General features: G+C 54.2%; 17 protein-coding genes. 12 read left to right on the top strand and 5 right to left on the bottom strand.

Features of this window, described 5'->3' with window-relative positions; translation table 11 throughout:
* Positions 1–21 precede the first annotated feature (21 nt).
* From D8M23_RS04935 to D8M23_RS04920, 4 genes are all read left to right on the top strand, one after another.
* A complete protein-coding gene (locus D8M23_RS04935) occupies positions 22–1,581 on the top strand; it encodes an Hsp70 family protein (protein WP_126853889.1) in 1,560 nt (519 codons plus the stop codon).
* Between the two features lie 171 nt (positions 1,582–1,752).
* Positions 1,753–3,306 carry an Hsp70 family protein gene (locus D8M23_RS04930; protein ID WP_126853888.1) on the top strand — a complete coding sequence of 518 codons (1,554 nt, stop codon included), beginning with the start codon at positions 1,753–1,755 and terminating at the stop codon, positions 3,304–3,306.
* A 170-nt stretch (positions 3,307–3,476) separates the two neighbouring features.
* Complete coding sequence (locus D8M23_RS04925; RefSeq protein WP_126853887.1) at positions 3,477–4,967, top strand: DnaJ domain-containing protein; 1,491 nt, start codon at positions 3,477–3,479, stop codon at positions 4,965–4,967.
* Between the two features lie 95 nt (positions 4,968–5,062).
* Positions 5,063–5,839, top strand: a complete 777-nt coding sequence (locus D8M23_RS04920; RefSeq protein ID WP_126853886.1) for a nucleotide exchange factor GrpE — start codon at positions 5,063–5,065, stop codon at positions 5,837–5,839.
* Positions 5,840–5,918: 79 nt separating this feature from the next.
* Here the strand turns inward: D8M23_RS04920 and glpK are convergent, their stop codons facing one another.
* From glpK to D8M23_RS04905, 3 genes are all read right to left on the bottom strand, one after another.
* Positions 5,919–7,475, bottom strand: coding sequence for a glycerol kinase GlpK (gene glpK, locus D8M23_RS04915; RefSeq protein ID WP_126853885.1), 1,557 nt, complete (start codon positions 7,473–7,475; stop codon positions 5,919–5,921).
* A gap of 153 nt (positions 7,476–7,628) precedes the next feature.
* Complete coding sequence (locus tag D8M23_RS04910) at positions 7,629–8,432, bottom strand: MIP/aquaporin family protein (RefSeq protein WP_390896804.1); 804 nt, start codon at positions 8,430–8,432, stop codon at positions 7,629–7,631.
* A gap of 67 nt (positions 8,433–8,499) precedes the next feature.
* A complete protein-coding gene (locus D8M23_RS04905; RefSeq protein ID WP_126853884.1) occupies positions 8,500–10,266 on the bottom strand; it encodes a glycerol-3-phosphate dehydrogenase/oxidase in 1,767 nt (588 codons plus the stop codon).
* A gap of 201 nt (positions 10,267–10,467) precedes the next feature.
* On the opposite strand from D8M23_RS04905, the gene D8M23_RS04900 reads away from it, so the two are divergent.
* Positions 10,468–11,415 (top strand): sugar-binding transcriptional regulator, encoded by a 948-nt coding sequence (locus D8M23_RS04900; RefSeq protein WP_126853883.1) that lies wholly within the window; start codon positions 10,468–10,470, stop codon positions 11,413–11,415.
* A 32-nt stretch (positions 11,416–11,447) separates the two neighbouring features.
* On the opposite strand, the gene D8M23_RS04895 is transcribed toward D8M23_RS04900, so the two are convergent.
* Positions 11,448–12,347 carry a LysR family transcriptional regulator gene (locus tag D8M23_RS04895; protein WP_126853882.1) on the bottom strand — a complete coding sequence of 300 codons (900 nt, stop codon included), beginning with the start codon at positions 12,345–12,347 and terminating at the stop codon, positions 11,448–11,450.
* Positions 12,348–12,687: 340 nt separating this feature from the next.
* Here D8M23_RS04895 and D8M23_RS04890 point away from each other — a divergent pair, with 340 nt between their 5' ends.
* From D8M23_RS04890 to D8M23_RS04860, 7 genes are all read left to right on the top strand, one after another.
* On the top strand, positions 12,688–16,179 hold the full coding sequence (locus D8M23_RS04890; RefSeq protein WP_037236401.1) for a bifunctional proline dehydrogenase/L-glutamate gamma-semialdehyde dehydrogenase: 3,492 nt from the start codon (positions 12,688–12,690) through the stop codon (positions 16,177–16,179).
* A gap of 214 nt (positions 16,180–16,393) precedes the next feature.
* Positions 16,394–16,780: a glycine cleavage system protein GcvH gene (gene gcvH / locus D8M23_RS04885; RefSeq protein ID WP_006887859.1), complete on the top strand. Its 387-nt coding sequence runs from the start codon at positions 16,394–16,396 to the stop codon at positions 16,778–16,780.
* Positions 16,781–17,286: 506 nt separating this feature from the next.
* Positions 17,287–18,057 (top strand): transcriptional regulator FtsR, encoded by a 771-nt coding sequence (ftsR, locus tag D8M23_RS04880; protein ID WP_006887865.1) that lies wholly within the window; start codon positions 17,287–17,289, stop codon positions 18,055–18,057.
* Positions 18,058–18,496: 439 nt separating this feature from the next.
* Positions 18,497–19,084 (top strand): MerR family transcriptional regulator, encoded by a 588-nt coding sequence (locus tag D8M23_RS04875; protein ID WP_037235747.1) that lies wholly within the window; start codon positions 18,497–18,499, stop codon positions 19,082–19,084.
* Positions 19,085–19,312: 228 nt separating this feature from the next.
* Positions 19,313–20,125, top strand: coding sequence for a ParA family protein (locus tag D8M23_RS04870; RefSeq protein ID WP_126853881.1), 813 nt, complete (start codon positions 19,313–19,315; stop codon positions 20,123–20,125).
* 42 nt (positions 20,126–20,167) lie between these two features.
* Positions 20,168–20,455, top strand: a complete 288-nt coding sequence (locus tag D8M23_RS04865) for an acetyl-CoA carboxylase biotin carboxyl carrier protein subunit (protein WP_161971648.1) — start codon at positions 20,168–20,170, stop codon at positions 20,453–20,455.
* Positions 20,456–20,576: 121 nt separating this feature from the next.
* Complete coding sequence (locus D8M23_RS04860) at positions 20,577–22,013, top strand: mycothione reductase (RefSeq protein ID WP_126853879.1); 1,437 nt, start codon at positions 20,577–20,579, stop codon at positions 22,011–22,013.
* A gap of 162 nt (positions 22,014–22,175) precedes the next feature.
* Here the strand turns inward: D8M23_RS04860 and D8M23_RS04855 are convergent, their stop codons facing one another.
* The gene (locus tag D8M23_RS04855) at positions 22,176–24,254 is read right to left on the bottom strand and encodes an AMP-binding protein (RefSeq protein WP_126853878.1); all 2,079 of its coding nucleotides are present in this window, start codon (positions 24,252–24,254) and stop codon (positions 22,176–22,178) included.
* Positions 24,255–24,272: the final 18 nt, after the last annotated feature.

Here is a 24,272-nt window from a genome sequence, read left to right as displayed (position 1 = left end):
GCCACCATTGAGAGGGAATACATGGGGATCGCTATAGGAATAGATCTGGGGACGACGAACTCTGCAATAGCTGTTGTACGGCCTGATGGAAGACCAGAGATCCTTAAGAACCGTGAGGGGGCTGCTACTACCCCCTCTGTTGTCCTCTTTCAAGATTTTGGAGGTGGCGATGAGCCGTTGGTGGGAGAACAAGCTAAAAGGCAGGCGGGCATAAATCCTACTGACGTTGTGCAGCATGTGAAACGTTATATGGGGGATGCTTCGTGGAGGTTCGATTCAGAATCTGGCGCTCAGTATAGCCCTGAAGAAGTGTCCGCAATCGTTCTCAAACGGCTCAAAGAAGATGCTGAGCTAGCTCTTGGAGCAAGTGTTACTGACGCCGTCATTACAGTTCCAGCATATTTTGACGACTCGCGCCGCATTGCCACAAAGCACGCTGGCCAGATCGCTGGGTTGAATGTTTTACGGGTGCTGAACGAGCCAACAGCTGCGGCACTATCGTATGGAGTTGAAAATAACTCTGGGGGGCATGTGCTTGTCTACGATTTAGGTGGCGGAACTTTCGACGTTACTATTTTGCGTATTGCCGGGGCAGAGTTTGAAGTGGTTGCTACAGATGGCGATCGTAACTTGGGCGGGTTTGATTTTGACAATGCCCTGATGAACTACCTAAATGATGAGTTGAAAAAACAGGGTGCTCCTGACAGCTTTGAAGATGTTTCATTAATGGTGCAGCTGCGTGAACAGGCAGAAGATGTGAAAAAATCTCTCTCCACAGTTCCGGCCACGAATGCATATGTAACCATTCACGGCAGGAGCTACCGAGTGCCTGTGAACCGTGGAATATTTGATGCGCAGATTGCTGGGTTATTGCGTCGTACGGAAGAAATTTTGGAGGACGTCCTGCAAGAAGCACAGCTTACTTGGGCGCATATTGACAAGGTTCTTCTGGTGGGCGGTTCCACCCGTATGCCTGCTGTGCGGCAGATGCTTGAAAAGGTAACGGGTAAAACCCCAGAGTTAGGGGTTAACCCTGATGAAGCTGTGGCTCTTGGTGCTGCTATACGGGCGGCTCTGGAGTCTGAGCCTGAGGAAGAAACCATTGGGTTTATCGGTGGGCGTACAGCAGTTGAAGGGTTGTTGGGTGGTCCGGTACGGGTGAAAGACGTAACCTCACAGGCATTGGGGGCAATATTATTTAAGTATAATACGGATGAGAAGATTAATAGAATTATTATTCCCCGTAATTCTGAAGTTCCAGCAAAGCATAGTCGAAAAGTTTGCACACGTTATGATTACCAAGAAAGTAGTTTGGTTACAGTCACCCAGGGAGATGATGAAGATCCTGAATTTGTGACAATTGTGGGTAAAGGTGTTCTTGACATGCCAATAAAATATCCCAAGGATGCACCGTTAGAATATATTTATAAGTACGATGTGGATCAGATTATCAATGTTGAAGTTATTGATTTAACTGCCAATATATCCTTGGGAACTTTTCAGATTGATCGTGTTGCTAACCTTACCCAGGAGCAGATAGAAAAAGCGAATTATAAGATTGGAAGTATGATGATTATGTAGGTTGATGTATATAAAAATATACTTTCTATTGTGTCATAGATATTTTTAGTTCGATCTAAAATAGTTATTACGCTTAGATATAAGCTGTTTATTATGAACTATGGTTCTGTCGCTGTGTGGATCCTATGTTCAGCTTATAGAGACGCTGCAATTAGCGGAAAAGGAGCATGTATGGGAATCGCAGTTGGAATTGACCTTGGCACCACGAACTCTGCGGTGTCAGTGGTACGTCCCACTGGTAAACCGGAAGTCTTGAAGAATAAAGAGGGTGATTCCATCACCCCATCGGTTGTTCTATTCCAATCATTTGGAGGGCCAGATGAGCCACTGGTGGGGGAGCAGGCTAAACGGCAAGCGGCGGCTTTCCCTGACGATATTGTGCAACACGTAAAACGGTATATGGGGGATCCGTCGTGGCGGTTTGACTCCTCATCTGGGGCACAGTATTCTGCTGAAGAAGTGTCGGCTATTATCCTCAAGAGGCTGAAAGAGGATGCCGAAATTGCGCTGGGTGAAGAAGTCACTGATGCTGTGATTACAGTTCCTGCGTATTTTGATGATGCCCGCCGAACCGCTACGAAACAGGCTGGTCAGATTGCCGGGTTAAATGTTTTGAGGGTTCTGAATGAGCCTACTGCGGCTGCGCTTTCCTATGGTATAGATGCGGATGCCAATGGTACGGTGTTGGTGTACGATCTAGGCGGCGGTACGTTTGACGTAACGATTCTAAAAATTGCTGGTACCGAATTTGAAGTGATCGCGACTGATGGTGATCGTAACCTAGGCGGATTCGACTTCGATAATGCCCTGATGAGCTACCTGAATGAGGAGCTGAAAAAACAGGGCGCACCGGATGCTCTGGAAGATGTTGCGCTCATGGCGTCTCTGCGCGAAAAGGCAGAATTTGCCAAGAAAGCACTATCCACTGTTCCTAAGACAAATGTACAGTTTTCAGCGAATGACCAGCACTACCGGGTGCCTTTGACTCGTGAAGAGTTTAATGAGGTTACTCAGTCGCTTATGGTACGCACCCAGGAATTGGTAGCTGATGTCTTAGAGGCTTCTAAGCTCACGTGGGATGACATTGACAAGGTCCTTCTCGTTGGCGGTTCGACCCGTATGCCAGCGGTGCGTGAACTTGTTGAGCAGATGTCAGGGAAGAGCCCTGAACTGGATGTTAACCCGGATGAAGCAGTAGCTCTTGGTGCGGCCATTCAGGCCACTCTGGAAGGGGATATTGAAGTCAGCACTGAACAGGTGGGCTCTAAAGCCACTGTTGAAAGTTTCCTAGGTGGTCCTGTGCATATTAGCGATGTTACATCGCAGGCGCTGGGTGTGATTCTCATAGAGGCTGACGGGGTGACCGAGTTCAACCAGGTCATGATTGAACGTAACACGAAAGTACCCGCAAAGACCGAACTGAAGACAAAGACTGCTTATGATCGGCAGACCGCAGTGCACGTAAAAGTGACCCAAGGGGATGAGCGGGATCCGCAAAATGTCACTATTGTTGGTGAGGGCCAACTGGAAATCCCTGTTTACCCTAAAGGTTCTCCTTTGCGCGTGAGCTATGAGTATGATGTCGATCAGACTGTTGTTGTTGAAGTGCACGACCTGACTGCTAATAAATCACTGGGGACCATTAAGATCGAGCGTGTCGCAAACCTTGGAGAAGGTGAGCTCGGGGAAATGGAGCAGAAGATCGGCGGTATGCAGATTAACTAGATAGAATCTGCAAAACATTAGGTGCCCGAGGTTTATCTTGCAGGAGCAGATTTTAGCTAGCGGGAGCACCTCGGGCACACAATCTATAATATCTTGGTTGTATTTTAGGTAGCTGTAATAAAAATATGTTTTTATTTCGGATTGCCGCACTAAAGTAGCGGAGGAGAGATATGGATTTTAACGACTACTATGACATCCTTAAAATTGATGATTCGGCAGCGGAATCTGAGATTAAGGTAGCAATCCGTAAAACTCGTTCTCGTTACCGTAACCTAACGGGATCTCCTAATAAGGATCAAGCACGCAAAGCAGAACATATGATTGACGTGCTTGCTGAGGCAGAGAAGGTTCTCTACGATCCTGCTGCCCGAGCCGACTACGACCAGAAACTTGCTATTTATCGCACAAAGAAAATCCTAAACGATGATGAGAGGAAAGGGCCTTCCCCATCTGAAGAAGAAATTCGCCGTGAATATGAATTGCGGCTTGAGAAAGAGTGGCAGCGTCGGGAACGGAAACTCCGTGATGAATACAAGAAACATAAAGAAGAACGGCACGATGACTCCATAATAGAGGATGACATTAGTGACGACGAATTCCTAGACCGTTATGAAGAGCGTTTAGAACGGGCACGCCAAGAACGAGCTGCACGTGAGGAGCGTGAACGTCAGGAACGTTTGGAGCGCGAGAGACAAGCTCGTGCTGAGCGGGAACGCCTCCACAAACTTGCACAAGAGAAACGTGCCAAGGAAGAAGCTGCGCGCTGGGAGAAACAAGTTACCAGCTATTTAGAGGATCAAAATCGTGATTATAAAGCTCTTCACTACGCCGCTCAGCAACTTACCTCATATAACCCTCGCAGTGCTATAGGGTGGCAGGCTCTGGCAATGGCCCAGTATGACCGTGGGGAATTTCCAGCGGCTGCTACATCAATCCGGCAAGCAAAACAGCTTTCGTCAACGCCCAGTGATGACCTGCTTTCCCTAGAAGCACTAATAGCCATTAAAAACGGAAACTATACGCAAGCGCTCGCGAATTATCGTCATCTTATTCAAGAGTATCCTGATAATCAAAAATATATTGCCCAGTATATTCAAGCCCTTACCGTCAGTGGAGATCCGCAGCATGCTGTTTCTGAAAGTGAGCAGGCTTTAGCTGTCCATCCTGATAGTTCAGAGATAAAGAAACAATATGCTGTATCTCTTATGAGGGAAGCGCAGAGTTATTCTATACCATATAATGGATTATTGTATGTTGCTTCACGGCAGCAGTTAAGAAACGCCCGTAAGGCTTTTGCAAAGGTACCCAAACCTCATATGCTGCCTGAAGATATAAGGCCCATATATCATCAAGTGGCGGATCATATGAAGATTGCTACCAAGCGGCGGTGGACTGGAAATTTTCGGCTGATGTTCCTGTATTTTTTATTTTTGGGTGGGGCAATGGTGTTTATGCCGCTGATGACACTTATGGCTTTAGTAGATTCGATATCAAAATTTTATAGTGATATTTATGGATTTCTGGCTGATATAATCATCGCATTTATTGGAATGGGTATCTCGGTACCTGTGTGGTGGTTATTCTTTTACTGCTTCTATCAGCCAATGTGGCGTCACAATCGACGATGGCTATCAAGTATAGGAGTTGCTGTGCCGAGGTAATTTGCGTATAGAGAGCTAGCAGCTCTCTATACCCGCCATTGACCTTTAGTATGTATCCGTAGAAATGTATTTATAGTTATAATTTGAGGGAAATAATGTCAGACAATATACCTGAAACCTTGTATACCTCCCAGCCTGCCCTCCATGCTCGAGAGGGAGAACAAAATACTGAGGATAAAGCGGCAAACACCGATTATCCTCACACTGCGGATGGCTCTACCGCAACCGCTCAGCCTGTCCCCCAAGAGAACATCCATAGCCAAAGTGTGACTGTTTCAGCGTTCGTTACTCCAGGATTTGAAGAACGTGTGCTTGGAGAACTAGAAGAGTTACGTAACCGTTTTACCCATAAGATTGCTGAGGACCGTGCGAAGAATCAGCTGATTGTTTCGGTCCAACAGAGTTTACGTGAGCGTGATGAGACAGCTAGGGGAGAAGCATACCGCTCTATATTCAAGGAGATCCTCGTCGCCTTGGACCGGTTGATCTCTCAAGAACCCTCAGCAGCTCTTACAGAATCAGTGCGGGAAGAAATCCTTGACATTCTCGCGCTGCGTGGACTGGAACGCATTGAGGCACAAGGCCTCTACAACCCCGCAATTCATGAAGTTGCCGGTGTGGTACCTGCTGATGATACGCATCCAGCGGGGAGTATCGTATCTGAGGTGAAGGAAGGTTTTATGCTTGCTGACCGAGTGCTCCGCCCTGCTTTGGTAACTGTGGCGCGTGCTGCTCAAGTTTCTAACGGCGTTCAACCTGAGACTACTTATACCGCACCTTCAGAGAACACCGTCGAAGCATCCGGAACATTGCAACCACATAACCCAACAGCTGTTCCCCAGGCAGAGCCTAACGAAACGCATCTGTCATAACTTTCCCTGATATTGTCTCAGGGGTGCCTAGGCACTAGCCTAGACACCCCTGATATACGGTAGGTCGCAAATTTAAAGTTTATGCGGTGGGCACGTCCTCATCCACCCAGTCGAGGGTGCGCGCTACAGCCTTCTTCCAAAGGCGGTACTGGCGGTCTACTTCGGACTGCTCCATGGCAGGCAGCCACCGCTTATCCTCAGCCCAGTTTTCGACAACGTCTTTCTCGCCGTCCCAGAAACCGACCGCAATACCGGCTGCGTAGGCGGCACCCAACGCAGTAGTCTCAATAACCTTCGGGCGGATCACCGGGACCCCCAGAATATCCGCCTGGAACTGCATCAGGAACTCGTTTGCGGTCATGCCGCCATCCACACGCAGCTCGGAAAGTTTCACGCCGGAATCGGCGTTCATCGCGTCCAGCACCTCGCGGGTCTGGAAAGCGGTTGCCTCCAGTGCCGCGCGCACAATGTGCGCCTTGTTTACGTAGCGGGTCAAGCCCACAATCACGCCGCGCGCATCGGAACGCCAGTGCGGGGCAAACAGGCCCGAGAATGCAGGAACCACATAGCAGCCACCCGAATCCTCAACCGAAGTTGCTAGTGCTTCGGAATCGGAGGCGTTGGTGAGCATGCCCAGGTTATCGCGGAGCCACTGAATCAGCGAACCGCTCATCGCAACCGAACCCTCTAGGGCATAAACGGGGTCAGCGTCACCAATCTTGTATGCCACGGTTGTCAGAAGGCCGTTATCTGAGAACACGGGCTCATTTCCGGTGTTCATCAGCATGAAGTTACCGGTACCGTAGGTGTTCTTCGCCATGCCCTTCTCAAAGCATGCCTGCCCGAAGGTTGCAGCCTGCTGATCGCCCAGGATACCGGCAATGGGTGTGCCGCGCATCAGGCCGGTCGGGCGCCCATAACCGTAGATCTCAGAAGAGGACTTAATCTCGGGGAGCATGCTCATGGGAATACCCATATCGGCAGCGATCTGCGGATCCCACTCAAGAGTACGAATGTTCATGAGCAGAGTACGGGATGCGTTCGTAACGTCAGTCACGTGCACGCCGCCATCAACACCGCCGGTCAGGTTCCACACCACCCAGCTGTCGGTGTTGCCAAAAAGCAGATCACCGCGTTCGGCACGCTCACGAGCGCCGGGAACATTATCGAGAATCCACTTAATCTTGGGTCCTGAGAAGTAGGTTGAAAGATTCAGGCCCACAACATCGTGGTACTTGCCCACACCGTCATCGCCAGCGAGCTCATCAACAACGTCTTGGGTGCGGGTGTCCTGCCAAACAATTGCGTTATAAACCGGCTCACCAGTGTTCTTATCCCACACCACCGTGGTCTCACGCTGATTGGTGATGCCCACTGCGGCAATCTCGTGATGGTTTACCTCACCGTTTGCCATCGCCATTGCAACGGCTTTACGCACGTTATCCCAAATCTCAACGGGGTTGTGCTCAACCCAACCTGCCTTGGGGAAAATCTGCTCGTGCTCAAGCTGACCCACAGAAACGATCTTGCCCGCCTTATCGAAAAGGATAGCCCGGGAGCTGGTGGTGCCCTGGTCGATAGACATAATGTACTTGCGCTCAACATTCAGGGTGGCGCTGTGTAGGGGGTTAGTCATAGTGATTTCCTCACTGTTGTGGGAGACAGGCGGCCTGAAATACGCCAAACCTGTTATCTGACACGGAATAAAACTTTTAGGAGTAGAAACGGCAGAGGATACGCCGCCCGTCTCTTACATAACGGTGCCGGGCGGCGTATCACGCCTTAACAATTAGAGCGCCAACAGCGCCGGAACAATCAGGCCAGCGAGCACACCACCGATGGTGGGGCCAAGCACCGGCACCCAGGAGTACGACCAGTTAGAGCCGCCCTTGCCGCGGATCGGAAGCACAAAGTGAGCGAAACGCGGGGCCAAGTCACGTGCCGGGTTAATGGCATACCCGGTTGCACCACCAAGGCTCATACCAATCACAACCACCACTAGGGCCACACCCAGCGGGCCAATCTGTGCAGGGGTCTTGCCCGAAGCAATAATCCACCCTACCAGCACGAACGTACCGAGGATCTCCGTCACCAGGTTCCAACCGTACGACTTAATAGCGGGGCCGGTCGCGAAGATACCTAGGCGGTCGCCTTTCTCCTCATCAAAGTGTTTTTTGTACGCGAGGAAAGCCGCCACAGCACCGAAGAACCCGCCGAGCATCTGCCCGGCAATATAGATCGCAATATTAGCAGCCGAAGCGGGTACATTCTCGGCAAGGTCACGCCCGGCTGAGGCCAGCCCGAGAGTCACAGCGGGGTTGAGATGGGCGCCCGAAGGGAAAGACAGGTACACGGCGGTGAACACTGCAAGACCCCAGCCAAAGGTAATAACAACCCAGCCAGCGTTCTTAGCGTATGACTTGGGCAGGTTGACTGCGGCGCACACACCAGCACCGAGCAGAATCAGGATGAATGTCCCGAAAAATTCAGAGACAAACAAGCCTAACGTGTTGGCCTTACCGGCGGTATCCGCAAGGGCGCTACCGCCATCTGCGAGAAGCGTGCCGACGGCGGCAGCTAGAGGAATTGACATAATCGTCCTTTCAGCACTGCATTGTGAACTTCACATAACTATACGGGCAGCTAAAAACCTGCGGCAGTTAGCTGTGGTGCACATTGAGCGTGCGGCGGGGGGCCACCGGCTCAACGGCCTCAATCTTAGCGGATGCTTCGGCGTCGGTCGAGGCTGTCTCTGCCTGACGAATAGCCGCTACACGGGCCGCGTAGAGATCGAATTCTTTTTGGGCTTGTTCCGGCGACCAACCGAGTTCGGAACGCATAATCTCAAGAATCTCGGGGGCCGCAGCCAACCCGCGATCACGCTGTTCAAGGTCAAGACGCACGCGGCGAACCAGTACATCTTCCAGGTGCAGGGCACCTTCGTAGCGAACAGCGAATACAACGTCGGCGCGTAGGAACTGCGGTGCGTGTTTAAGAGGCGCACCAAGGTCCGGATCAGCATCAATAAGCGCACCAAGATCCTCAATCTGCGCGCCGTAGCGTTCCAGCAGATGGGTAATACGGTCTTCATCCCAACCATAGCGTTGTGCGTAACGGCCACGGCCGGCCTCAATAGCGCGATACCCAGCAGCACCCACCAGCGCGATCGTCTCCGTCACCGATGGACGTTCCTGTGCACGATCACCGAGTGCAAAATCAACCGCATCCGCCGCCATTACACGGTAGGTAGTCAGCTTGCCGCCGGCAATAGCGCTCATGCCGGGGGCAACCTCCGTAACAGTATGCTCACGAGACACCTTAGTGGACTGGGCACCATCACCCTTAACCTTCGGCTGCAAGAGAGGACGCAGCCCCGAATAGGTACCGATGATGTCATCATGGGTCAACGGGTCAGCAATCAGCTTGTTCGCCTGCTCCAGCACGTAATCAATATCTTGACGCGTTGCCACAGGACGCTCGCGATCCTCGGTATACGGGGTATCGGTCGTACCAATAATCCAGTAACGCTGCCACGGGATAATGAAAAGTACCGATTTTTCGGTCTTTGTGAAAATACCGCTAGTAGCCTGAATACGATCACGCGGCACGACAATGTGAATACCCTTAGACGCGAGTACCTCAAGGCCGGCATCCGGGTTCGCCAGAGATTCAGACTCTTCGGTCCAGACTCCGGTGGCATTAATAATGTGTTTCGCTTTGACCGTGAGCTCCTGCCCGCTTTCCAGATCGGCCAGCCTCGCACCCACCACCTTGCCGGAGGTGTCTTTATCGATACCTACTACCTGGGTACGTGAAGCAGCCAGGGCACCATAACCGCTGGCGGTGCGAACAACATCAACGACTAGGCGGGCATCATCTACGCGTGCATCATAGAACTGAATAGCGCCGGTAAATGCAGAATCTTTGATATCGGGGAAAACCGTTTTAGTGCCCTTCTTCGTGAAGTGACGCTGCGAAGGAACTCCCTTTTTGCCGCGCGAACCAATGTACGCGAGGGTATCGTACATGCCAATGCCGATAGCGGAATAGGAGCGCTCAATAACAGGAGTCTTCAATGGCCACAAAAAGGGCTGCGCGTGCACGAGGTGAGGCGCAATTTTCTCGAGCAGCAGACCGCGTTCCTTGAGGGCCTCAGCTACGAGTTTGAAATCCAGGTTGTAGAGGTAGCGTAGACCGCCGTGAATAAGTTTTGAGGACCAGGCGCTGGTACCTGCTGCCCAGTCTCCCGCTTCCACAATCCCTGTACGCAGGCCGCGAGTCGCCGCGTCGAGGGCGATACCGGCACCGGTAATACCGCCGCCAATGACAAGAACGTCGAGTTCGGGTCCTTCCGCCATATCAGCCAGTGCGCGTGCACGAGAGGAAGCGGTGAGGTGAGAAAGTTTATTGAACTGCTGAGAGCCCATTTGTGTTCTAATCCTTTTCTTCAGGGGCGTCTTTGTCGTCTGTGGTTGGGGAGGGAATAGGCCCACCTGTGCCGGGTGGGAACCGGCGCCAAAGCCAGCAAACTGTGTGCTTACACCGTTTTGAGGTTGCACTCAGTAAAACCTGGTGGTGAAATATTTACCAAGTATTATGAACGGATTTTCATGCGGGGGAGGGTGCATGTGAACGGACGAATCAATCAAGCCTATGAGGCCGCACAACTGTATTACGTACAAGATATGACTATGGACGGTATCGCTAATCGGCTTGGGGTTTCCCGCGCTACCGTCTCACGACTTCTCAAAAGCGCTCGTGAAACTGGCATGGTGCAGATTCGTCTGGATGATTCTTTCCGGGTTCGCAGCGAACTTGAGCGGCGCATTAGCGAACGATATAAGACCCGCGTAAGCCTAGTAAACACTCGGGCGGATGCTACACCTATCGCGGTGATGGGACAGGTGGCCCGTACTGCCGCCCAGCTTCTAGACTCTATGATTGACGACGGAACAAGTATTGGGGTGGCATGGGGTGCGACCGTCACTGAGGTGTCTCGGCATCTGCCGCGCCGCCCCCTCAATGGGGTAAAAATAGTGCAGCTCAACGGAGCGGGAAACGCCCACCACACCGGAATACCGTACCTGGACACCCTGCTAGGACGACTTGTTACAGCCTATGACGCATATATAGTGCATTTCCCCGTTCCTGCGTTTTTTGACTATGCCGACACGAAAGACGCTATGTGGCGGGAAAGGAGCGTGCAGGCAACTCTGCGGGCCCAACGCAAGGTTGACGTGGCGCTCTTTGGTATTGGTGCTTTCGGTGGGGCAATCCCATCGCATGTGTACTCTGGCGGGTATTTCGATGCTGCCGCGCAGCGTACACTGCGTGAGCAGGGGGTGGTGGGGGATATATGTACTATCCTGTTGCGAGAAGACGGCTCGTGGAAGGATCTGGAGATGAACCGCCGGGCCTCTGGCCCCACTCCGACAGAGCTAACTCATATTCCGCGTAGGTTGTGTGTGGCATCTGGGGTGCATCGGGCAGCTGTGCTGCGGGCAGCATTGCGCACGGGGGCCATCACTGACCTGGTGCTGGATGAGCAGTTGGGGCGGGCTCTCATTGAGAAGTAAGAGCGAGGGCGTTTCGGTGTGGAGGGCAGCTGCTAAGAGTCGAACGCTTCACTCACCGCATGCCGCATGGCTTCACGTACCATGGCAAGGGCGGGGGTTGTGACCGCATCGGCGCGTACCGCGGTAAAAATACTGCGGTAGGGGGCTCCCGGCAGATCCACTACCCGTAACCCTTCAGAGTTGGAGAGTGAAGCGAGAATAAAGCCGGGCACAATACTGGCGGCAAAACCGGCACGTACCAAGTTCACATTAGTGATCATGTCGTTGGCGCTGTATCGGATCTCGGGTTCGAACCCGGCGGCTCGGCATTGGTTGACGGCCCACCGGCGGGAGGTATTTTCTTCCCTTTCAAGAACCCACGGGATGTGTCGTGCCTCGTGGAGGGAACGGATGGGGGAGTCCGCTGGAACGATGAGGCTCAGAGGGTCTTCAACCAGCAGCTCGGAGTGAAGTTCGGGGTATTCAGGGATGTAATGGTGTGGGTAGGATTCGGCGATTACCATGTCGTATTCGCGGCTTCTGGTCATTGAGATGCCGGTTTCCGGATCGATTTGAAGAACCTGCAGCACTAGACGTGGGGCGTGGTCGTGAAGGTAGGCGAGGGTGCGTGGCAATAAGGCGAATGATGCGGACTGGAAAATTGCTAGACGTACAGTTCCGGCTGGCTCTCCGGCGAGGGTAGCTACGCTGGTTTGCATACGGTCCACTTCCCGCAGAATACGTCGGGCTGTTTCGATGACTACTAGCCCGGCGCTGGTAAGCTGCACACGCCTGCCTACGCGTTGGAGCAGGGCGGTTCCTGCTTCTTTTTCGAGGTTAGTGATCTGCTGGGAGACAGCTGATGGGGTGAGATTAAGTGCATGCGCGGCAGAGATAATGGTGCCTCGCTCGTGGATTTCAAGGAGCATCTGCATGCGGCGGATGTCGTACATGGCTGTCTTTCTGCTGGGTGAGGTGGGGCTGCGGCGTCTCTACTATGATTTCAAGATTAGTATATAGAGATTAGCCTCACATCTACTCTGGGGTGATGAGTCCCACTATTTTGGGGTGTTTGGGGGAGTAAAGTAAGCGGCTGAAACCTCCTGCACTCCTGAGATGTGGCGGATTTTCGGGAGAAAACGATGCCATAGCAATTATTTAGAAATTTTAAACAATATATGGCACAAACATTTATTTTTTCTAATGAGGTATTTCCCACCCTTTTGTGGTGAAATAGAGACATCATTAAGCTTCGTGCGCATCGCGCGCACCGTAGTTAGTTAGGAGTCAAGGATGACGCATCCTTTCGCATCTGAGCACTACCAGAACATGGCGAACGAGGCTCGTAAGCTCGTCCGTCAGTGGGTCACTGAGGCGCAGAACGAGAAATCAACCTTTGCCGCTGAGCAACTCGCTGGCGTGCTCAAGGATCCGAATGGCCTGCCTTTTACTGTCGGTTTTGTCGACGGCGTGATCCGCCCCGAAGACGATAATGTCTCGGGTCGTAACCTCTCCCATATTGCATCTCTTGTTCCTTCCTTCCTGCCGTGGTATATGAAGTCCGCTGTTGGTATCGGCGGTAAGATGGCGGGTAAGCTCGCCTGGCCGACCGTTCCCGTAGCACGCCGAGTGCTCCGCGAGATGGTTGGGCACCTGATCGTTGATGCCTCCGATGAGAAGCTAGGTGGCGCAATTGCAGAGCTCACTAAGACTGGCAACCGCCTAAACGTGAACCTTCTGGGTGAGGCTGTGCTGGGTGATAACGAAGCAGAGCACCGCCTTTCCGAGACCAAGCGACTGTTGGCACGTGACGACGTTGATTATGTCTCCATTAAGGTATCGGCTGTCTCCGGCCCGCACCAGCACTGGGCGTTTGACGAAGTTGTTAATGAATCAGTCCGCCGCCTGACCCCGTTGTACGAACTGGCTGCCTCCACCAGCCCCACCAAGTTCATTAACCTGGACATGGAGGAGTACAAGGATCTGGACATGACCATTGACGTGTTCACCAAGATCCTGGATCAGCCGCAGCTGAAGAACCTCGAAGCGGGTATCGTGCTGCAGGCATACCTGCCTGATACTCTTGCCGCTATGATCCGCTTGCAGGAGTGGGCCGCACGCCGCGTTGAGAACGGTGGCGCAGGTATTAAGGTTCGCCTCGTTAAGGGCGCCAACCTCTCCATGGAGATTGTTGAAGGTGTAATGCACGGTTGGCCCGTCACCACCTGGGACACCAAGCAGGCAGCAGATACTAACTACAAGCGTATCCTTGATTACGCCCTGCGCCCCGAACATGCCAAGAACATCCGCTTGGGTGTTGCTGGCCATAACCTCTTCGATGTGGCGTTTGCACTGCTGCTGGCTGAGGACCGCGGCGTTGCCGACCGTGTCGAATTTGAGATGTTGATCGGTATGGCCGAGCAGCAAGCAAAGGTTATTCAGAAGCGTGTGGGTCACCTGCTGCTGTACACCCCCGTGGTAAACCCCAAGGAATTCGATGTTGCTATCGCCTACCTGATCCGTCGTCTGGAAGAAAACGCATCAAGCGAGAACTTCATGTCGGGCATCTTTGACCTGGCAACTGACGAGGCTATCTTCAAGCGTGAGGAAGAACGCTTCCTGCGCTCACTGAACTCCGTCACTGACGAGATTCCCTCCGCTAAGCGTACCCAGGACCGTTCCCACGAGAACGCTGAGAACGTCTTCGTCCCTGCGGGTCGCTTCGAGAACACCCCCGATACCGACCCCTCACTGGCAGGTAACCGTGCATGGGGTCGTGCGATCCTTGAGCGTTCCAAGAGCACCCAGTTGGGTATTGATATCCTCAAGGAGAATGAGCTGACCTCTGTTGCTGAGGCGGAGGCACTTATTGAGGAAACCGAGCAGGCTGGCAAGGCTTGGGGTCGTCTCTCCGGTGCTGAGCGGGCTAAGATTCTGCGCCACGTGGGTAAGGGTATTGCTCTGCACCGTGCAGACCTGCTGGAGGTTATGGCTGCCGAAGCTGGCAAGACTCTTGAGCAGGGTGATACCGAGGTATCTGAGGCTATCGACTTTGCGTACTACTATGCAATGCTGGCTGAGGACCTCGATAAGATGGACGGTGCTCGGGCTAAGTCTGTAGACCTGACCCTGGTCGTTCCGCCGTGGAACTTCCCGACTGCTATTCCCGCCGGTGGTGTGCTTGCCGGTTTAGCCGCAGGTTCTGCTGTTATCTTCAAGCCCGCAACCATTACCGCCCGCACCGGTGCTCTGATTGCAGATATTATGTGGGACGCTGGCGTGCCGAAGGAAGTTCTGAAGCTTGTCAAGGTTGTTGACCGTGAGGCAGGTAAGGTACTCATTTCCCACCCCGAGGTGGATCGTCTGATTCTTACCGGCGGCTACGAGACCGCTGAGCTGTTCCGCTCCTGGCGCGATGACCTGCCGCTGTTCGGTGAAACCTCAGGTAAGAACTCCATTATTGTTACCCCGAACGCTGACATCGACTTGGCTGTGAAGGACGTCGTATACTCGGCGTTCGGTCACGCGGGTCAGAAGTGCTCTGCCGGTTCAACTGTTATCCTGGTTGGTTCCGTGGCTCAGTCTGAGCGGTTCCGTCGTCAGCTGCTTGACTCCGTGAACTCCCTGCACGTGGCGCACCCGCAGGACATTGAGTCTCAGATGGGCCCGGTGGCGCAGAAGCCTGAGGAGAAGCTACTCCGCGGTCTGACCACCCTTGGTCCGGGTGAGCGTTGGCTGATTCAGCCTAAGGAACTGGACGAGACCGGCCGCCTGTGGAGCCCCGGCGTTCGTGAAGGCGTCAAGCCTGGCTCTGAGTACCATATGACTGAGTACTTCGGTCCGATTCTGGGTATTATGACTGCTGACACCCTTGAAGAGGCTATTGAGCTGCAGAATGCTCCCGACTACGGCCTGACTGCTGGTCTGCACTCGCTTGATGCTGATGACCTTGAGCTGTGGCTCTCCAAGGTGCAGGCGGGTAACGTGTACGTGAACCGTGGTATCACCGGTGCAATTGTTCGCCGCCAGCCCTTCGGTGGCTGGAAGAAGTCTACCGTCGGTTCCGGTACCAAAGCTGGTGGCCCCAACTACCTGGTCGCACTTACCGACTGGGAGCCGGATCACGCAACCGCTACTACCGTTCCGCAGTCTGTGGCGGTACGCGAGGTACTGGCCACCGCTGAGGGCGCTAGCCTGTGCGGCGCAAAGGACTTCGAGTTCATTAAGCGCTCGGCATCCTCCGACGCTCACGCTTGGGAGACTGAGTTTGGTTACGGCCACGATCCCTCGAAGCTGGGTGTTGAGCGTAATATTCTGCGCTATCTACCCACCCAGGTGCTGGTGCGTGCCGATGAGTCGGCACCTGCGGCAGAGGTCGTACGTGTTGTACTGGCTGGTTTGGCAGCCGGTGCCCCGATCGCTCTGTCAACTGCACGGGATCTGCCGGTCGCCGTCCGCGGTGTGCTGGAGAACAAGGGCGTGAAGTACTCGATCGAGTCTGATGAGGCATGGCGTAACTGGCTCAAGTCCAACGCTAAGACCCCGGTTCGTGCCCTAGCTGGCACCCCTCTGGAAGGTACTCGTATCCGCTACATTGGTAGCGATGTAAAGTCCGTGTACACCGCTCTGGGTGGCCGCCCGGACGTGGCTGTGTACTTCCAGCCGGTGACCGAAGCCGGGCGTATCGAGATGCTGCCGTTCCTGCGTGAGCAGGCCGTCTCGATTACCGCACACCGTTTCGGTAACCCAAACCCCTTCTCTGAGAAGGTCATTGCTTCTCGCTAGAAGCTGTAAGTAACTCATAGGATGCGCCTTGCCTCCTTCGTGGAGGTGGGGCGCATCCGCCTTTAAAACAGCCTCGTCATACTGGTAATCAACGTGCTCGCGGTTACGTTATATGCGATAATCTAAGGTATATCGTGCGCGTTCCCCACGGCGCGAACGTGGCTCGCGTGGCTCACGCGGCCTGCAAGGAACACAGTGAAAGGAAACCACCGTTATGAGCAATGTTCCCGCAGAACTTTTGTACACCTCCGACCACGAGTGGGTTTCGGCTCTCACCGATGAGGGCACCGTTCGTATTGGCATTACCGACCACGCACAGGACGCTCTGGGCGACGTCGTGTATGTTGATCTTCCCTCGGAAGGCGATACTGTCGAAGCTAACGATTCTTTCGGCGAGATTGAATCCACTAAGTCCGTTTCGGATGTGCTTGCCCCGGTTGCTGGCGAGGTTGTGGCCGTTAACGAGGCTGTGAACGACGATTCGTCCTTGGTTAACAGCGACCCTTACGGGGAGGGCTGGCTCGTTGAGCTGCGCCCTGCAAACGCTGATGATCTCTCTGGTTTGCTCTCTGCTGAGGCATACAAAGCAGAGTTGGACTAGGGTGAGTACGATGGTTTAAGCCCTCGATTCAAAAATGAGAGCTTAATCTCGGTCGCAGCGAATTTGTAGAGGTGCTGGTGAGTTTTGAACTTGCCAGCACCTCCGTTTTTCAAACAGGGTAGGTTCCCCTTAGTTCGGCGTTATTTCACGGGTAAAACGGTGTATTGGCTTCAACCCCGGCTTCATATTCGGGCGTTGAGGGGGCTAATTGGTATTCTTTCTCCCAGCGCTTAATAAAGTACTTTCTCCGTAAAAAATCATAAAATTTACCCAGAATCTTCGGGAGAAATGGCATTCTCTCGCTTAAAGCTATAAGATTGAACAGCAGGTTAAGTGTTTATCATTTCGTGATAATTCACGAAGGCCTGCTCTCACACTCAAACACAGGCGCTAAATAGCTGGCTACCGTGCAAGCCTCCCGGTCATGTACGTGTCAGGCGCTGGGGTACCTTGAGCGTACCCCAGCGTGTATTTAGCGAAAATCTATAAACCCGAAAGTTGTTCTCATGAGCTCACTCATTGATGAAAACCTCGCAAGGGCCGAGGCTCTCGTAGAAAGCGTCGGGCGTGGCGAAAACAGCCGCGACCCCCGCGACATTAAAAGCCGTACCATCGGTCAGGTTCTTAGTCAGCTAGACCTGGACTTCCCCGGCATTAGCGCTTCGAAGATTCGGTTCCTCGAAGAACGCGGACTGGTGTACCCCAAGCGTACTGACACTGGGTACCGCAAGTACTCCCAGACCGATATTGAACGCCTGCGGTACATCCTCACCATGCAGCGTGACTACTATATGCCCCTGAAGGTCATCCGCCAGCACCTTGACGACCTTGAAGCCGGACGCGCTATTAACGCAATCCCTGCGCCGGTCTCTGACGAGGTGCTGGACCAAGTACTCGGATCCTCCGACAATGCAAGCCGCAAGTACACCCTGCGCGAGCTGGCAGAGTACTCAGGGGCCTCAACAGAACTTATTGATGACCTGGTTGAATACGGCCTGATCGAGGCTAAGGACGGCGAATACACCGAGTATGATGTGCTGACCGCCCGCACTAGTGCTGAACTGACTCAGCACGGTATTCAGCCCCGTCACCTGCGTTCCTTCAAGTCTGCTGCAGAACGCGAGATTTCTCTGGTAGAAATCGCGGTAGCTCCACTGGCTTCCCGCCGCGACCCTTCATCGCAGTCTCAGGCTCAGGAGCGTGCGGATAAGATCCGCAAGCTGTGCCTGCAGCTGCATGCGACTCTGGTCGAATCGGCAATGCCCAGTTACGAATAATTTGGCATTATCGAAAACACTCTGTTATTCCGGCACCGGGACCGGGACGGGGCGTTTTCCCCAGAATCCGAGACACAATCAATAACCCCGCCGATGGGTTTATAGTGGATTCACTCACTCAGCATGAGGATGCGCGCCTCGCCCACTGGGCGAGGCGCGCATCCTCATTTAAGTCATAAAATTTTTTGCTGAAATACGTTCTTATTTAGGTGCGTTGTCCCGTGCAAACGTATCCTTCAGCCGGTACGATAGCTAAGTAGGATTCTCATGGTGCATGTCCTAACCGGACGGCCCCACCTCGTACCCTCACCGTGGGGAGAACGTAAGAGAACACAAAGAATAGGAAGTAACCTCAGTGGCGCAGCAATCCAGCCGTGGGCAGAACGCGAAAGGCACCGCATCCGCTGCGGATGCAGCAGACTCTACCCTTTCGCACCCGATGGATCAGCCGCTTGAAGGGTTCGGCTCTCTTTTTCCCACAACGCCACCTCCGCGCGGAGAACAGGGGGTGCTTTTCGCAGACCCTCTGTCCCTGGTAGATGAGAACCTGGGGTATCGTGGGTCGGTAGCCCGCAAAGCGGCGGGTATAAGCTACCGCCAGCTGGATTATTGGGCGCGTACCGAGCTAGTGGTCCCCACAGTTCGTTCAGCCTCCGGGTCTGGTACCCAACGTCTCTATAGTTTTAGGGACGTGCTGGTGCTTAAGATCGTAAAGCACCTGCTTGATACTGGTGTTTCCCTCCAGCAGATCCGTACCTCCATAGAGCACTTACGCACCCGAGGCGTGGAAGACCTGGCGGGAGTGACCCTTATGAGTGATGGCACAACAGTATATGAGTGCACATCCCCGAGCGAAGTGATTGACCTGGTACAGGCGGGGCAGGGTGTGTTCGGTATCGCCATTGGCCGTGTCTGGCGTGAGATTGAGCAGAACCTTAACGGCGAGCCGGGAGAAGACACCCTCGGCGGGGCGCATGAGCACGTAGACCAGTTGGCGGCTAGACGTGCCCGCAAGGCCGGGAACTAAGTCCCGGCCCTGCCTTGCAGGCTGCCCTAACCCACGATACAAGAGGCGGCAGGGAGGCAGTCCCTGAGAAAGAAACCTACACACTAGCAGGTACCCATAGTATTTTTGAATCGTGGGTTTCAAGCGTACCCTGCAAAAAGCCTCACCATTCGGTGAGGGTGCAGTTATTTCGCTAGAATAAGTTGTAAGCACTCATTCATTGGAATACTCAACGGAAATATACTCTCAATGCCTAGAATCGTCAGTATCAGTAGCCTCAAAGGCGGCGTAGGCAAAACTTCCATAACACTCGGTTTGGCATCTGCCGCGCTACATGGTGGGCTCAAGACTCTCGTAATAGACCTTGACCCACACGCAGACGCCAGCACAGGGTTGGACGTTGCCCCTACCACCCCCGATATTGCCTCCATCATGGATGGAGACGAAGAGGACGCGTTCACGGCCTCAGTCGGCCCATCTGGGTGGAACCGTCACGCCGGTGCCACTACGCTCTTAACCAGCCACCCCGCCACTACCGGCGAGATACAGGTGGCGCGCGGCTCTGCCCGGTCAATCCTTTTCGATACCCGGCAGCATGTCTCCTACAGTGAGCGGGTGCGGAAACTTATCCGCGCGACTGACGCTACCTACGATCTGGTGCTCATTGACTGTCCTCCTTTTATGGGAACCCTCACCTCGGTGGGGTGGGCTGCCAGCCAGCGGATACTTTCTATCGCGGAACCTTCCCTTTTTTCGGTTGCCGGAACCGAACGCACGCTACGCGGCATCGCCCGTTTTAAGGACAATAACGAACAAGATATTGAGGGGGCTGCGGTCATCATTAATAGGATGCGCCCTAATGACCCTGAGCACCTGTACCGCCGCGAAGAAATGCGTACCCTCTTCGGTGGTCTCGTGGTTGAGCCAACCCTGTGGGAAAGCTCAGCGGTACAACGAGCCCAAGGCGCGGCTTTTCCTATCCATTACTGGCCCGATGAGGAAGCCGTGGACCCGGCAACCCGTTTCACCCGCCTGCTCACGGGGCTTGTCGCCGCCCTGTAGCCGTTGGATATGAAAGAGCCGCAGAAAGTAAAGGACTTCTTCATGCCGCAGAACAGCAACTCGCCGCAGCGCCCAAACGAACATACTCTACACTCAAACCAGGATGATCTGGGGCCCACTATAGTGTGTGCACCGTTCGCCGGGTACCTGACTCTGCTCGTGGGTCAGGGCGAGCATGTGGACGCGGGACAGAAGCTCGCCATCGTCGAAGCCCTTAAAGTGGAAACTCTGGTAACGGCTCGGACGCACGGTCGGGTTGGGCGTATTACCCACACCGATGGCTCATACGTAACTGGTGGGCAGCTGCTACTGACTATAGTGCCGGAATAAAACCTAAGTCCCCGTGTTATAGCTACCGTTAGAATGATACGAAGGGCACCTGAGGCCCAAGAAACTGGCAAACCCGAGAACCGGCAGGCCCGGGACCACCACATGATAAAGGTAGGAGCGCATGAGCATTAAAGACCTCGAAGTCATTGACGGGGTGGCACAGTACGACCTTGTAGTGATCGGCTCTGGGTCGGGCAATAGCATTATTGGACCCGAGTGGGATGATAAGACAGTCGCCATTATTGACGGCGGTATATTTGGCGGCACCTGCCTAAACGTGGGGTGTATCCCCACAAAAATGTTTGTGTATCCGGCCACCGTGGCAGTTAAAACGCAAGAAGTTGCTGAGCTTGGCGTTGAAGCATCCGTGCAAAACATTTCGTGGAAGAACATGCGCGACCGCATTTTCCCACACCGAATCGATAAGATTTCTGAGGCTGGCCGCCAATGGCGTGCTAACCTGCCGAACGTTGACTTCTACCCAGAGTATGCGCACTTTACCGGCCGGCACACCCTGCAGACTGCATCGGGCCGGAAGGTCCACGGTAAGCAGGTGGTTATCGCCGCCGGTTCACGCGCCACGCGCCCCGACGTGCCCGGAATTAACCTGCCGCAGGTGCTCACAAATGATACCGTGATGCGCATGGAACACCTACCGCAGCGTATGGTGGTGCTTGGCGGCGGAGTAGTGGCCGCAGAGTTCGCACATGTTTTCTCAGCGCTGGGCGTTGAGGTAACCCAGGCGAACCGGTCAGCCCGCCTGCTGCGCGGCGTGGATGAGGAGGTCGTGAACCGTTTCGCCCAAGCCGCATCTCAACAGTGGAATCTGCTGCTGGAGCACGCTCTCATCGAGATCCGTCAAAACGATGACGACTCAGTAACCGTGGTTCTTGAGAACGACGGCGAACTAGTTGATGTGGTTGCCGATAAGGTGCTGGTGGCTACCGGGCGGCGTCCAAATAGTGATAGCCTGCATGCTGAGAAGTTCTTTGATGTAGATGCCCGCGGCCTTATTGGTGTGGACGAGTATCAGCGGGTACTGTACAACGGCGCCCCCGTTGAAGGTGTTTTTGCGCTGGGGGATATCTCCTCCCCATATCAGCTTAAACATGTTGCTAACCACGAGGCGCGCATCGTGCAGCATAACCTGTCCCACCCGAACGAGCTACGCGCCAGCGACCACCGCTTTGTGCCCGCGGCTGTATTCAGCCACCCGCAGCTGGCGTATGTGGGCCTCACCGAGGAGCAAGCGCGTGCCGCCGGTGAACGTGAAGGCTTTGAGGTGACCGTTAAAAGCCAGGAGTTTGGGGATACCGCCTATGGCTGGGCGATGGAGGATAAAGTGGGGCTGTGCAAGCTGATCGCCCGTAAAGACACCGGTCAGCTGCTGGGGGCGGCGCTGGTGGGCGAGGAGTCATCCGTGCTCATTCAGCCGCTCATTCAAGCGATGAGCTTCGGGCTGGGGGTGCGCGAGATGGCCCGCGGCCAGTACTGGATTCACCCCGCACTGACTGAAGTTGTTGAGAACGCTCTGCTGGGGCTTGAAATCAACGCATAGCTATAGCTGCAAAATATGCCGCAGGGCAAGTTTTCCCGGTTTGAGGAGACTCGGTGGGAAAGCCTGCCCTGCGGCATATATCTCTTGGGAAACATACGTTTGGCAGCCGTCAGCGCACATCGCGTACATGCGGCACCCGACCGTTCCGGCCCAAGGCCGAACTTATTGCTCGTGGGAGCGAGAAGTGTCATCCTCTGCTGCTTCGATCACAGCGGTATCCTTGGGGCCGTCAGAGGTCACAGCAGTCGCCTCAACCTGCTCGGTACTTTCGGTTTTCTGCGCTCGCGCAGCCTGATACCCCTGCAGCCTCTCACTAGCCTGTTCCCTGAGCTCCTCAATGCGTTCGCTGGCGTGCTCCGCGTATTCGTGCAGTTTCTCGGACGCCTGCTCTTTTATCTCCTGCAGCCGCTCTAGACGCACACCCATATCGCCGGAGACCCGGCTGTACATATCGTCCACATATGCGGAGAAATCTTTCAGAATCTTTGAGCGTTTAAGCTTCTGCGATGGCGTCAGGTAACCGTCGGATTCCGTCAGGTCTTTGTTCATGATACGAAATTCACGCACTGCCTCTGCCCGAGACACCAGCAGGTTTGCCTCGTCAATAAACATCTGCACTGCCTCACGCACCTTCGGGTGCACCGCTGCCTCGGGGATGCTCATGGCACGCGGTAAGCCCAGGTGTTCCAGCTGCTCCGGCAGCGTATCCGGGTCAAGCGTCACCAGCGCGGCAATAAACGGTTTCTGATCTCCCACCAACATTGCCTGAGATACCAAGGGGGAGGTGCGGATGTGATCTTCCGCCACAGACGGTACCACATTCTTACCGCCCGCAGTCACAATAATTTCTTTCTTACGGCCCACAATCGTCAGGTTGCCGCGTTCATCAAAGCGGGCCAGGTCTCCGGTTTTAAACCAGCCGTCTTCAGTAAATGCGGTGGCGTCTTCCTGAGGGTTCTTATAGTATCCATCGATCACACCCACGCCGCGCACCTGCAGTTCACCGTCTTCGGCAATACGCCCCTGCGCTCCCGGTAAGAGCGGGCCGATGGCCCCGATCTGGAACTCGCTAATACGCCCCGCTGCAATCGGCGCGCAAGTCTCCGTGAGACCGTACCCTTCAACCACCCGGATACCTACAGCGTGGAAGAAGTGGCCTAGAGTATCGGATAACGGGCCACCGCCCGAGACGGCGTACTTTAGCTGCCCGCCCATCGCCGCTCGCAGCTTCGCGTACACGAGCCTATCGTAGAACGTGTACTGGGCCGCCAACGCGAGGGGAACCCGCCCGGAAATTTTAGCGCGCGACCACTCAACAGCAACCTTCACTGAGCGGTCAAATAGGGCTTTGTTGAGCGTTCCGCCTTTAGCTGCCTTAGCCTTCGCCCCCTCATAGATTTTCTCAAACACGCGGGGCACTACCAGCAGCATAGTCGGTTTAAAACTGTCCAGATCGGCAGCGAGGTTTTTAATATTAGGGGAGTGCCCAATCTGTACGCCCGCGTCCATCGCCAATATCTGAATCAGCCTGGCGAGCACATGCGCCAACGGCAGAAAAATAATAGAGGAATTATGGGGATTCGCAATCTCTGGTTCCGCCAGTTTGGTGTTTACGCTCAGGTTCAGGAAATGCCCGTGTGTTAGCGGGCACCCCTTCGGCCTGCCGGTGGTACCTGAGGTGTACACAATAGTTGCCAGGGAGCTGCAGGTGGCGGTGTCACGTGCCGTATACACTGCTTCTTCCGGCACGTTGAGCCCGGCCGTAATGAGTGCATCCAGGGCCCCGTTATTAATAACCCAGGTGTTTTCAAGGTGCAACGGCTCAATGCTGTTTGCCTGTTCGATAACACCAGCCAGCTTATCGTCCTCAACGAAAACTGCTTTCGCTTCGGAGTGAGAAAGAGCCCACGCCGCCTGGGCGGGCGCGCTCGTCTCATACACGGGAACAGAGACGGCTCCCGCATACCAGATAGCGAAGTCAATGAGAGTCCATTCGAACCGGGTGCGGCTCATAATGCCGATACGATCTCCGGGAACAATACCGGAGGCGATCAGCCCTTTAGCCACCGCCACCACCATGGCCCGAAATTCGCGGGCCCGCACCGGCTGCCAATTCCCCGGTGACATCTGCCAGCGATACAACAACGGGTTGGTAGTGTCAGCGCAACGGCGTTCTAAGATGCTGGTGATATTCAGCTGCGGGTCGCACATTACCTCTGCTGGAACAGAGAAAACCTTCATGAGTTACGCCTTCCACGC

The sequence above is a fragment of the Rothia sp. HSID18067 genome (assembly GCF_003989445.1).
GTDB classification, from domain to species: Bacteria; Actinomycetota; Actinomycetes; order Actinomycetales; family Micrococcaceae; genus Rothia; species Rothia aeria.
Note: the sequence above shows the minus strand (reverse complement) of the source record. Positions and strands in the feature narration are given on the sequence as shown.